The sequence below is a fragment of the Caenimonas sp. SL110 genome, from assembly GCF_001044395.1.
Taxonomy (GTDB): Bacteria; Pseudomonadota; Gammaproteobacteria; order Burkholderiales; family Burkholderiaceae_C; genus Ramlibacter.
The window spans coordinates 58,867-70,271 of sequence record NZ_JANU01000019.1 but is presented as its reverse complement, the minus strand read 5'-3'; the positions used below and the strand labels follow the sequence as shown (position 1 = coordinate 70,271).

Genomic DNA, 11,405 nt, shown 5'->3' with positions numbered 1-11,405 from the left:
AACGGCCGTCGCCGCTGCGCGGTGGATGCCGGATCGAGTCCGGCATGACAACCGGGGAAGGCTGTCATTGCGGACCGAGCCCGAAGGGATCCTTCGAATCCACCGCAATCCATGTCTTCGACAGCCGCAGCCGCTGCGCGGTGGATGCCGGATCGAGTCCGGCATGACAACCAAAGAGGCGGTGGATGCCGGGTCAAGCCCGGCATGACAGCGACTTGAATTGCATTCAACCAGCCGCCTAAAAAGTCAATTGTCAGCAGGGCCAGCGTGAGCCACCATGCTCCTCATAAAAGGAGACATCCGGCATGTTGAACAGACGCACTCTCACTGCAGCCGCGCTCGCCGCATTGGCCATGGCTGCCCTCCCGACTGTCGCCTCGGCCCAGTCGTTTCCATCGCAACCCGTCAAGCTCATCGTGCCCTTCAGCGCGGGCGGGCCGACGGATGCGCTCGCGCGGCAAGTCGCCAAGCAGCTGTCGACCAACCTGGGGCAGCCAGTCGTCGTCGAGAACGCGCTGGGCGCTGCCGGTCAGGTTGCGCTGGAAAAGACCACCAAGTCACCCAATGACGGCTACACCATCCTGATCAGCGCCAACACGATACAGGCGATTGCGCCGCACCTGGGCAAGCTGCCCTACGACACGATCAAGGGCTTCACGCCCCTGGGTGGCCTGGCCGGTTTCACCTACGGTCTCGCGGTGGGTCCCAAGTCGCCGATCAATTCGGTACAGGAACTGATCGCACTGGCAAAGGCGTCGCCGGGCAAGGTTTCTGCAGGCTCGGCAGGCGTAGGAACCGGCACCGAGCTCACGATCAACATGCTCTCGCAGGCGGCGGGCGTTCAGTTCAACATGGTCAATTACAAGGGCTCGGCCCCGGTGATGCAGGACCTGATGGGCGGGCACATCGACTTCAGCTTCGAGGTGATCAGCAACGCAGTGCCGCTTTGGAAGTCTGGCTCCATCAAGGTGCTGGCTACCAGCGGCAAGACCCGCCACAAGGTGATCAGGACCGCACCGGCGATGAACGAGATCTACCCCGGCTTCGAGTTCATCGCATGGTTCGCGATGTACGGCCCGGCGGACATGCCAGCCGCCGTCGTCAAGCGCTATTCCGACGAACTGCTCAAGATCCAGAAGACCGCAGAGTTCCAGGCGTTCATCGAAGACCGCGGATTTGATTCCGTGCCCGCATCGAACGATGAACTGGCAAAGATGACTCGCGATGAACTCGCCAAGTGGGGCGACCTCATTGCCAAAATGCCGCGCAAGCAATGAGCGCGTAATGACGACGCGCGAATTCGACAATGTTGCGGCCGTTGTAGCCGCTGTCGGCCAGGAGCTGGGCGTGACCGACTGGTTCACCATGGACCAGGGGCGCATCGACGGATTTGCCGGGGTGACGAAAGATGACTTCTGGTTGCACACCGACCCCGAGCGCGCAGCGCGCGAAAGCCCGCATGGCAAGACGCTGGTGCACGGCATGCTCACGCTCTCACTCATGGCGCATATGGCGCGGCGCATCTGGAAGCTCAAGACCATGACGTCGGGCCTGAACTACGGCTATGACAAGACGCGTTTTCTCTCGCCGGTGTTCCCCGGCGACAGGGTTCGCATGAGGCGCACACTGCTCGAAGCAGAGAACACCGAACAGGGCCTGCGCGTCCGATTCAAGGACGTGATGGAAATCGAAGGCCGCGACAAGCCCGCCTGCGTGACCGAAAACATCAGCATCTACAGGGCCACATGAAAGCATTCGACCTCACAGGCAAGGTGGCGATCGTCACGGGCGCGACGCGCGGCATAGGCCGCTCCATCGCCGAGCACCTGGCAGCTGCGGGCGCGCGTGTCGTGGTGAGCAGCCGCACGGCGCAGGCGTGCGACGACGTAGCGGCCTCGATTCGCGCGAACGGCGGGCAGGCCCTGGGCATCGCCGCCAACATCTCGAAGAAGCAGGAAATCGAAGCCCTGGTGCAGCGAACGCTCGCCCAGTGGGGCCGTGTCGACGTGCTGGTCGCCAACGCCGCCACCAACCCCTACTACGGCCCGATGGCTGGCGCGAGCGATGAAGTGTTCGACAAGGTCATGCGCAACAACGTGCAGTCCAACATGTGGCTGGCCAACCTGGTGCTGCCGGGCATGGCCGAACGCAAGGATGGCGCGGTGATTTTTGTGGGCTCCATCGGCGGGTTTCGCGGACGTGCGTCGCTGGGCATCTACGGCATGTCCAAGGCCGCCGAAATGCAGATGGCCCGCTGCATGGCGCTCGAATGGGGACGCCACAACATCCGCATCAACTGCATTGCACCGGGCCTGATCCGCACCGACTTCTCGCGCGCGATCTGGGAGAACCCCAAGCTTCTGGCCGAGCGCGAAGCACTGCTGCCGCTGGGGCGCATCGGCGAGCCCGACGATATTGGCGGCATCGCCGTTTTGCTGGCCAGCAAGGCCGGCGCATTCATCACGGGCCAGGTCATCACCGCCGACGGCGGCGAGACGACCTGACGCACCACACCAGCTCACAGGGGAGAAGAATTTGGGACCGCTTGCCGGATTGAAGATTGTCGAGTTCGCAGCCGTCGGCCCCGCGCCAATGTGCGCCATGCTGCTGGCCGACCTGGGCGCGACGGTGATGCGGATTGATCGCGTCACACCGGTCGAACTCGGTAGCAAGCGGCCCTTGCAGTTCGACCTGCTGCTGCGCAACCGCGAAGTGATGGCGCTGGACCTCAAGAGCGCCGAGGGCCGCGCGATGGCAATGGAGGTTGTCGCCAATGCCGATGCGCTGATAGAGGGCCTGCGTCCCGGCGTGATGGAGCGCCTGGGGCTGGGTCCTGACGATTGCTTCAAGCGCAACCCGAAACTGGTTTACGGCCGCATGACCGGCTGGGGCCAGCAGGGGCCGCTTGCCAACGCTGCTGCGCACGACCTGAACTACATCGCTGTTACCGGCGCGCTTGATGCCATCGGGCGCGCGGGACAGCCACCGAGCATTCCCATCAACCTGCTGGGTGACTACGCAGGCGGCTCGCTCTATCTGGCGATGGGCATTCTTGCAGCGCTTCGCGAAGCCGAACGATCGGGCCGGGGTCAGGTGGTGGACGCAGCGATCATGGACGGCGTGTCATCGCTGATGACCAGCATGTTCGGCCTGCTCGGCGCGGGCATGTGGAAGCTGGAGCGCGGCACCAACATCGCCGACTCGGGCACACCGTTTTACGACGTGTACGAGTGCGCCGACGGCAAATACGTTTCGGTGGCACCGATCGAGACGCGGTTCTTTGAAGAACTGCTCGATCGGCTTGAAATCCCCAGGACCGATTTCCCCAATCGCTGGGATCGCACCCAGTGGCCGCGGCTGCGCGAAACGCTCTCGAAGAAATTCCGCACACGCACCCGCGACGAGTGGTGCCAGTCGCTCGAAGGCACCGACGCTTGCTTCGCACCGGTGCTGACGATGGCCGAGGCACCCCAACATCCACACGCTGCTGCGCGCGGGATGTTCACGGAGATCGGCGGTGTGCAGCAGCCCATGCCCGCCCCACGGTTCAGCCGCAGTGCGCCGGACCTGCCCAGGGAGCCGCGCACCACCACTCGCGACGAGGCACTGACTTCGCTGCGCGCCTGGTTCGGCGAGGATCGGTACGCGCAGCTTGAAGAATCGGGGCGGCTCGAAGTCGTCCACGGCGGCGGTGGCAACTAGACAACCCCTACAACATGCCAGGGAAGGTGAACACATGATCATCCAATCGCACGAGGGCGGTGTCGCGACCGTCCGCATGAACGACCCGGAGCGCCGCAATGCGTTCTCGATGGCGATGCGCATTGCATTGCTCAACACCTTCCGCGCACTGGAGGCTGACCAGTCGGTGCGCGCCATCGTTTTCACGGGCGGCGACAAGACGTTCTGCGTCGGTGGCGACGTGACCGCAATGGGGCACCAGCCGATGGGCGCGGCGCTGGACCGCATGCGCATCGTTCACGATCTGGTGCGGCTTATCGCGCAGAGCAGCAAGCCCTACATCGCAGCGGTCGAGGGATGGGCCGTCGGTGGCGGGCTGTCGCTTTCGCTGCTGTGCGACACGGTGGTGGCCAGCGACACGGCGCGATTCAAGGCGGGGTTCGGCGAGATCGGCATGGCGCCCGATACCGGCATCCTGTATTCGCTGCCGGCTCGCGTGGGCAAGGGTCGCGCAAAACAGATCCTTCTCTACAACGAGCCCTTCTCTGCGCAGCAGGCGCTCGACTGGGGCGTGATCGACTATGTGGTGCCGTCAGGCGGCGCGCAGAAGGAAGCCGATCGCCTCGCGCATGTGCTCGCGGCCAAGGCGCCGCTGCCGATCGCGCTCACCCGATCGGTCTTTGCCTCGGGGCTGGACGACGTGCTGCTTCGCGAGCGCGAAATCCAGGCGATGCTGTTCAGCTCCACCGATCACGACGAAGGCAAGTCTGCCTTCTTTGAAAAGCGAACGCCCTCTTTCAAGGGCAGCTAAGGAATATCCAGAGATGCCGCAAATGCTGGAAGAAGCGCGAGAGCGCCTTGAACTGATACGTGACAGCGCAGCTTCCGTGGTGCCACGCGATGCGGGCGCTGCGCGCGCGCGGGCGCTGCGGTTTTCGCAGCCGGGATTCGATCGCGCGCAGTGGAAACAGATGTGCGGCCTGGGCTGGGGCGGCCTTCGGGTGCCGGAAGCGCAAGGCGGCAGCGGCTTTGATGTCACTGCGCTGTGCGCCGTGGCGCAGCAGCTGGGGGCTTCGCTCAGCCCCGAGCCGTTCATTGCCGTAGCCGGTGCAGCGCAATTGCTGCGCGGCTCCACACAGACCCAGGTGATGGCTGGCGATGAGATCGTGGTGCCTGCGTGGAACGAACGCGCTCACGACCTGGATACGGCCGGCCGCACGCAGTTTCGCGGCGGCAAGGTGAGCGGCACCAAGCGGCTCGTCAGCGCAGGCCACGCGGCAGATGCATTTCTTGTTTCAACAAACCAGGGCCTCGCGCTGGTGCGCAAAGATGCGCCGGGCGTCACCGTGTCGACCGTGAAGCTGCACGACGGCGGCTTTACCGCTGACGTGGTGTTCGCAGAAGCACCGGGCGAAGCAATCGCTGGCTCGCTCGACAGCGTCTTCGAGGAATGTGCACTGGCCAACGCTGCGTACCTGCTCGGCACGATGGAGGCGGCATTCGACATCACGCTCGCGTACATGCAGGTGCGCAAGCAGTTCGGCAAGCCCATCGGCAGCTTCCAGGCGCTGCAGCACCGTGCGGTGGACCTGAAGATTCAGATCGAGCTCACACGCGCAGTCATCAACGATGCGGCCGCGCAGTTCGATGACGACTCCACATCGCTGGCCGATCGCCAGACCCTGGTTTCGCGCGCGAAGATGCGCGCCGGTGACGCCGGCATGCTGGTGGCGAAAGAAGCCGTTCAATTCCACGGTGCCATGGGCATGACCGACGAATGCGATATCGGCCTGTACGCGCGCAAGATTCTCGCGGTGCACAACGACTGGGGCTCGGTTGCGGCCCATCGCCAGCGTTTCACCGCCACACTGGTTGCACGCCATGACTGACCACACGACCGACTACAACGCGATGAGCGACGAGGCGTTCCGCGCGCTCGTCAAGGATTTTCTCGAAGCGAACTACCCGCCCGAGCTGCGCTTTCGCCTCGGACAATTGCCGCACGAGGTCACGCTGCCGTGGTATCGCAAGCTCTCGCAGCGCGGCTGGGTTGCGCCCTCATGGCTGCGCGAGCACGGCGGAATGGGGCTGGACCCTGCCAAGCGGATCATCTGGAACGACGTGCTCGACGCGCATGGCTGCGCACGTTTTGCCGACAACGGCGTGATGATGGGCGGCCCGCTGGTGATCCAGTTCGGCACACCCGAACAGCAAGCGCGCTACTTGCCGGGCATCCTGTCGGGCGATGAAGTCTGGTGCCAGGGTTACAGCGAACCGGGCTCGGGCTCGGACCTCGCGAGCCTGCGGACCGAAGCGGTGTGGAACGGCGAAGGCTGGACGATCAACGGCCAGAAGATATGGACGTCCCGCGCCAACCAGGCGCAGTGGTGCCACATGCTCGTGCGCACCGACAAGAACGGGCCCAAGCCCCAGGACGGCATCAGCTATTTCATCGTGCCGCTCGATGCGCCCGGCGTGACCATTCGCCCCATCGACACGCTGCTGATGGTTGACGACTTCTGCGAGATCTTTTTCGACAACGTGAAGGTGCCCGCCGACGCACTGGTCGGTGAGCTTCACAAGGGCTGGTCCATCGTCAAGGTGCTGATGGGCGGCGAGCGGATGACGCTGGGCGCATCGATGCTGGCGCGCATCGGGATGGACATGATGCGCCGATTGGCCAAGGCGGTGGGCAGCTGGGGCGAGCCCGCATTCATGGATCGCTATGCGCGCCTGACAGCCGAGCTGGCGGACCACGACAGCCTGTACGAGGCGGGACTGGAGAAAGTGCGCGCGGGCGGCGACCTGAGTGTCGAAGGCGCGATGCTCAAGGTGCACATGACCGAAATGTACAAGCGCATCACGACAGCGATGGTGGAACTCGCGGGGCCTTATGCGGGCCTGGCCGAGCCCACGCAGGCCGTGCAGGACACCGACGCTGCCGGCACCTTCCTGTTCTCTCTGGCCGGCACGATCTATGGTGGTTCGTCCGAAGTCCAGCGCAACATTCTGGCCAAACAGGTCTTGCGCCTGCCCTGAAAAACAATTCATGACCACAGCAGTAACCAACTCCGGCCACAGTTCGAGCTCACCCTCCGGCTCGCGCGCCCGCGCATTCCTCAAGCCCCGCTCCATCGCAATCATTGGCGCGTCAGGCGATGAGAACAAGATCGGCGGTCGTCCGATCCGCTACCTCAAGCTCGCAGGCTACAAGGGTCCCATCTATCCCATCAATCCGGGTCGCGACGTCGTGCAGGGCCTGAAGTCCTATCCCACGCTCGCCGACGTCCAGGCCGATGTCGACCTGGTGGTGATCGCCGTTCCGGCGCAGGACGTGCTCGCTGCAGTGCAGGCGTGCGTGGCCAAGGGCGTGAATGGCGCGATGGTTTTTTCGTCAGGATTTGCCGAGGTCGACGAGGCGGGCCGGCTGCTGCAAGAGCAGATCGTGGAGACCGCGCGCAAGGGCGGCGTTGCCTTGCTCGGGCCGAACTGCGCCGGCACCTTCAACGTGCGCGAGGGTCTGCTCGCCACTTTCACCAGCGGCATCATCGACAGGCCGCCACGCATCGGCTCCATCGGCATGGTGAGCCAGTCGGGGGCTTTCGGCATCCACATGATCGTGCTGGCCGCCGAGCGCGACCTGGGCCTGTCGATGTGCCTGACCACGGGCAACCAGTCGGATGTCGACGTGTCCGAAGCGCTGGCTTACATCGTGGAGGACGACGACACGGATGTATGCGTGCTGGTGGTCGAAGGCGTCGTCAACCCGGGCCGCCTGCTGGCCGCATTCGAGGCCGCGCGCCTGAAACGCAAGCCGGTGATCGTGCTCAAGCTGGGCCGCTCCGAAGCGGGCGCAAAAGCCGTGGCATCGCACACCGCGAGCCTGGCCGGCTCTGATGAGATTTTCGATGCAGTGCTGCGCCAGAGCAACGTGTACCGCGCCTACTCCATAGACGAATTGATGGACGTCGCCTATGCATGCTCGCTCAAGCGCCTGCCCGCCAACGACAAGGTCGGTCTCATCACGGTGTCGGGCGGCGTGGGCATCCTGATGGCGGACCAGGCCGAAGAGCTGGGGCTCGACGTGGCCGAGCTGCCCGCCGGTTCGCAGGCAGCGATCAAGGAACTGCTGCCGTTTTCGGCGGCGCGCAATCCGGTGGACGTGACGGCGCAGGTCATCACGCACCCGCAACTGGTGGGACCGATGTTCGAGCACATGCTCACCGGCGGCGGCTACGGTTCAGCGGTTTGCTTCATCACCCACATCGCTCGCAACAAGGAGCTGTTCGGCAAGCTGCTGCCGCACTTCGAGGAAGTCGGTCGCAAGCACACCGACCGGTTCCTCGTGCTGTCGACGCTGGCTTCGCCCGAAACCCGCAAGCAGATCGAGAGCATCGGCTACGCCGTCTTCGAAGACCCCGGCCGCGCCCTGCGTGCGATCAAGGCGCTGGTGCGTTTTCGCGCTGCATTCGATGCGCCCGCTGCGCAGGCTGCGCCCGCATTGCCTGCAGGTGCGATGGCGGTGAAAGTTGGCGCGAGCTACGACGAATTCGAGGCCAAGAAAATCCTCACTGCGGCCGGCATTCCCTGCGCGGCCGAACGGGTGGTGTCGTCTGCGCAAGCGGCGGTGGACGCAGCGCCGGCGATCGGTTTTCCGCTGGTGATGAAGATCGTCTCGCCCGACATCCAGCACAAGTCCGAGATCGGCGGCGTGCTGCTCAACATCAATTCGGTCGATGAAGTTCGAAGCGGCTTTGCCACACTGATGGATCGCGCGCAGACTCGCGCGCCCGATGCGAGCATCACCGGTGTGCTGCTCGCGCAGCAGATCCAGGGCGGCGTGGAAACGATTCTGGGCGTGTCGCGCGATCCGGTCTTCGGGCCTGTCGTGATGTTCGGCCTGGGCGGTGTGTTCGTCGAGGTTCTCAAGGATGTGACCTTTCGCCGTGCGCCGTTCGGACCGGCCGAGGCTCGTCGCATGATCCGTGAGGTCAAGGGCTACGCGATGCTGCAAGGTGTGCGCGGTGCGCCTGCGGCTGATGAGGACGCACTGGTGGAGGCGCTCACGCAGCTGTCTGCATTTGCTGCGGCGCAGGGCGATGCGCTGGAGAGCATCGACATCAATCCGTTCATCGTCTTGCCCAGGGGCCGGGGCGCGCTGGCGGTGGATGCGCTGATCGAAACGCGGGCGGGATAGACCGGTGTCGAGCTCGATGGAGACCGTCTCGGGCGCCGAGGCCATCCTGGACACCCTGATTGCCTGCGGCGTTGACACCGTGTTCGGCTATCCGGGCGGAGCTGCGCTGCCCTTGTACGACGCGCTGTTTCATCGCCCTGCCCTGCGGCATGTGCTGGTGCGCCACGAACAGGGCGCTGTCCACGCCGCCGAAGGTTATGCGCGCACAACCGGCAAGCTCGGTGTGGTGCTGGTGACCTCCGGCCCCGGTGTCGCCAACACGATTTCGGGATTGCTCGATGCCATGAGCGATTCGATCCCGGTGCTGTGCATCAGCGGCCAGGTTGCGACATCACTGATCGGCACCCAGGCCTTCCAGGAGAGCAATGCCATCGGCATGTCGGCGACCGTGACCAAGTGGAATGTGCAAGCCGCGCGTGGCCAGGACTTGCCAGCGCTGGTGTTTGAAGCCGTGGATCGCGCGATGTCGGGCAGGCCAGGTCCTGTGCTGATCGACGTGCCCAAGGATGTGCAGCTTCAACGGGTGGATCGGGCGCTTTGCGCGCGGTCACCCTGCGCAAGGCCCGCTGCCGCTTCTGCGTCCAGCCAGGCGCTGGATGACGCCGCCCGTTGGCTGATGTCGGCCCGCGCGCCGGTGTTGTACGGCGGGGGCGGCCTGATCAATTCCGGTGCTCGCGCCTGCGAACTGTTCACGGCCCTTGCACACCGATTGAACCTGCCCACCACGCTGACCTTGATGGGCCTGGGTGCGTTCCCGGCCTCTGAACCTCAGTTCCTGGGCATGCTGGGCATGCACGGCTCACTGGAGGCCAACCAGGCGATGCACCAGGCGGACCTGGTGATCTGCGTGGGCGCGCGCTTTGATGACCGCATCACCGGCAAGCTCGATCAGTTCAGCCCGAACTCGCGGCGCATCCACATCGACATCGACCCGTCGAGCATCGGACGCCTCGTGCGCGTCGATGCGCCTGTGCATGGCGACTGCGAATCGGCGCTCTCGCTCTTGCTGGATCGGCTGCCACTGAAGGATCCTGACCCCGCGCGCCTGGACAACTGGTGGCAACGCATCCAGGGCTGGCGCGGGCGCAACTGCCTGGCCTTCACCCCGCGCAGCGACTGCATCCTGCCGCAGCACCTGATGAGCCAATTGCAGGCGCAGCTGCAGGGGCGAGATGCGATCGTCAGCACCGATGTCGGCCAGCACCAGATGTGGGCTGCGCAATACCTGAAGTTCGAGCGGCCGGGCCGCTGGCTGACTTCAGGCGGCGCGGGAACGATGGGTTATGGACTGCCTGCTGCCATCGGCGCGCAGGTTGCGCACCCCGATGCAACGGTGGTGTGCGTGAGTGGCGATGCGTCCATCCTGATGAACATCCAGGAGCTTTCAACGGCCACGCAGCACCGCACACCCGTCAAGGTGGTGCTGTGCAACAACGGCTACATGGGCATGGTGCGGCAGTGGCAGCAACTCAACCACGACAACCGCATCAGCCACAGCTGGAATGCGGCGCTGCCGGATTTCGTGGCGCTTGCCCGGGCCTGCGGCTGGCAGGCGCGGCGGGTGGACGATCCGTCTGAACTGGCAGGCGCCATCGAGGAATGCCTCGCTACGCCGGGGCCGTTCTTTCTGGACGTGCACGTCGCCGCGCTGACCAATTGCTTCCCGATGATTCCCTCAGGCTGCAGTCATAACCAGATGATGCTGTCCGAGGAGGAATGGTTTCGGGAAGACGCGGCTGCGCCCCAGGATCAGTTGGCTGCGAAGCAGTAGAGCCGGCCTGCGCCGCCCGTGGCGTTCAGCGCCTGCTGGCTGCAACCGCCTGACTGGTGCGAGAAGTTCCAGGACTTGGACCAGTTGTCAGGGGTCACACCGTTGCGGTCGTGGTGACCCACGATCGCGGAGCCATCGGTGCTGGAGGTCCAGCTCTTGCAAGTCGTATCGGTGTGAGGCGCGAACGCGGTTCCGTCGGCGCGCGAGCCGGTCAGGATGTCGTGCTCGTTGGGGCTGTCGCCGCGGCCCTTCACAACGTTGCCGCGCTCGTCGAGTGCGGTTTCCTTGCTGAGGTTGTTGCCATTGTGCAGGTGGCCGAGGTCACGTGCGATGAGCACACCCTTGGCGTTGTACCAGGGGCCGTTGCCGATGCGGTCGCGCGCATGGACTGCGGCGATGGCCGGCGCGGTGGCGGACGGGAAGGTGCCCGGTGTGCTCAGGTAGGCACGCCAGGTCTTGCCGCCTGCGCCTGCTGCAGTTGCCAGGCGCTGGCACAGTGCGTCTGCGCCCGCGATTCCGCCCAGGTCGGCGCCCTTGCCGCTACCGGTGCTGGAAATGAAAAAACCCATCGGCCCCGTGGAGGCCATGCTTGCACAGCCTGCGGCCAGAACGGCGGCGGCCAGTGCTGATCCGACCAGGGCGAATTTGCTCATCGACTTGCGCATGGAGTCTCCTATGCTTGTTGCTGTTGTTGGGAGCCGGCCGGCCCCGCGCGGATTCTCGCCGTTAAACGGATTTTTTGCACAACATGGTAAA

The 11,405-nt window shown here is 64.7% G+C and carries 10 protein-coding genes; 9 read left to right on the top strand and 1 reads right to left on the bottom strand.

Going from position 1 to position 11,405, the window contains the following annotated elements:
• Nucleotides 1-305: 305 nt before the first annotated feature.
• From AQ12_RS11850 to ilvB, 9 genes are read left to right on the top strand one after another with little or no spacing between them, the layout of a single operon-like run.
• Nucleotides 306-1,277 carry a tripartite tricarboxylate transporter substrate binding protein gene (locus AQ12_RS11850; protein WP_082151554.1) on the top strand — a complete coding sequence of 324 codons (972 nt, stop codon included), beginning with the start codon at nt 306-308 and terminating at the stop codon, nt 1,275-1,277.
• 7 nt (nt 1,278-1,284) lie between these two features.
• Nucleotides 1,285-1,749: a MaoC family dehydratase gene (locus AQ12_RS11845; RefSeq protein ID WP_048440122.1), complete on the top strand. Its 465-nt coding sequence runs from the start codon at nt 1,285-1,287 to the stop codon at nt 1,747-1,749.
• Nucleotides 1,746-2,504, top strand: coding sequence for an SDR family NAD(P)-dependent oxidoreductase (locus AQ12_RS11840; protein WP_048440121.1), 759 nt, complete (start codon nt 1,746-1,748; stop codon nt 2,502-2,504). Before AQ12_RS11845 ends, AQ12_RS11840 begins: the two co-directional genes overlap by 4 nt.
• A gap of 31 nt (nt 2,505-2,535) precedes the next feature.
• Nucleotides 2,536-3,702 (top strand): CaiB/BaiF CoA-transferase family protein, encoded by a 1,167-nt coding sequence (locus tag AQ12_RS11835; protein ID WP_048440120.1) that lies wholly within the window; start codon nt 2,536-2,538, stop codon nt 3,700-3,702.
• 34 nt (nt 3,703-3,736) lie between these two features.
• Nucleotides 3,737-4,492, top strand: coding sequence for an enoyl-CoA hydratase/isomerase family protein (locus AQ12_RS11830; protein WP_048440119.1), 756 nt, complete (start codon nt 3,737-3,739; stop codon nt 4,490-4,492).
• 13 nt (nt 4,493-4,505) lie between these two features.
• Nucleotides 4,506-5,570 (top strand): acyl-CoA dehydrogenase family protein, encoded by a 1,065-nt coding sequence (locus AQ12_RS11825; protein WP_048440118.1) that lies wholly within the window; start codon nt 4,506-4,508, stop codon nt 5,568-5,570.
• Nucleotides 5,563-6,720, top strand: coding sequence for an acyl-CoA dehydrogenase family protein (locus tag AQ12_RS11820; RefSeq protein WP_048440117.1), 1,158 nt, complete (start codon nt 5,563-5,565; stop codon nt 6,718-6,720). The genes AQ12_RS11825 and AQ12_RS11820 overlap by 8 nt, the downstream gene beginning before the upstream one ends.
• 10 nt (nt 6,721-6,730) lie before the next feature.
• On the top strand, nt 6,731-8,878 hold the full coding sequence (locus AQ12_RS11815) for an acetate--CoA ligase family protein (protein ID WP_053076692.1): 2,148 nt from the start codon (nt 6,731-6,733) through the stop codon (nt 8,876-8,878).
• A gap of 16 nt (nt 8,879-8,894) precedes the next feature.
• On the top strand, nt 8,895-10,649 hold the full coding sequence (gene ilvB, locus AQ12_RS11810) for a biosynthetic-type acetolactate synthase large subunit (RefSeq protein ID WP_053076691.1): 1,755 nt from the start codon (nt 8,895-8,897) through the stop codon (nt 10,647-10,649).
• Here ilvB and AQ12_RS11805 read toward each other — a convergent pair.
• Entirely contained in the window at nt 10,628-11,314 is a 687-nt protein-coding gene (locus tag AQ12_RS11805; RefSeq protein WP_048440115.1) for a hypothetical protein, read from the bottom strand. The two genes, ilvB and AQ12_RS11805, sit on opposite strands and share 22 nt — an antisense overlap.
• Nucleotides 11,315-11,405: the final 91 nt, after the last annotated feature.

Excerpts from the sequence above, each read along its gene's own strand:
- AQ12_RS11850 (WP_082151554.1), top strand. The coding sequence starts at position 306 with ATGTTGAACAGACGCACTCTCACTGCAGCCGCGCTCGCCGCATTGGCC.
- AQ12_RS11845 (WP_048440122.1), top strand. The coding sequence starts at position 1,285 with ATGACGACGCGCGAATTCGACAATGTTGCGGCCGTTGTAGCCGCTGTC.
- AQ12_RS11840 (WP_048440121.1), top strand. The coding sequence starts at position 1,746 with ATGAAAGCATTCGACCTCACAGGCAAGGTGGCGATCGTCACGGGCGCG.
- AQ12_RS11830 (WP_048440119.1), top strand. The coding sequence starts at position 3,737 with ATGATCATCCAATCGCACGAGGGCGGTGTCGCGACCGTCCGCATGAAC.
- AQ12_RS11825 (WP_048440118.1), top strand. The coding sequence starts at position 4,506 with ATGCCGCAAATGCTGGAAGAAGCGCGAGAGCGCCTTGAACTGATACGT.
- AQ12_RS11820 (WP_048440117.1), top strand. The coding sequence starts at position 5,563 with ATGACTGACCACACGACCGACTACAACGCGATGAGCGACGAGGCGTTC.
- AQ12_RS11815 (WP_053076692.1), top strand. The coding sequence starts at position 6,731 with ATGACCACAGCAGTAACCAACTCCGGCCACAGTTCGAGCTCACCCTCC.
- ilvB (WP_053076691.1), top strand. The coding sequence starts at position 8,895 with ATGGAGACCGTCTCGGGCGCCGAGGCCATCCTGGACACCCTGATTGCC.
- AQ12_RS11805 (WP_048440115.1), bottom strand. The coding sequence starts at position 11,314 with ATGCGCAAGTCGATGAGCAAATTCGCCCTGGTCGGATCAGCACTGGCC.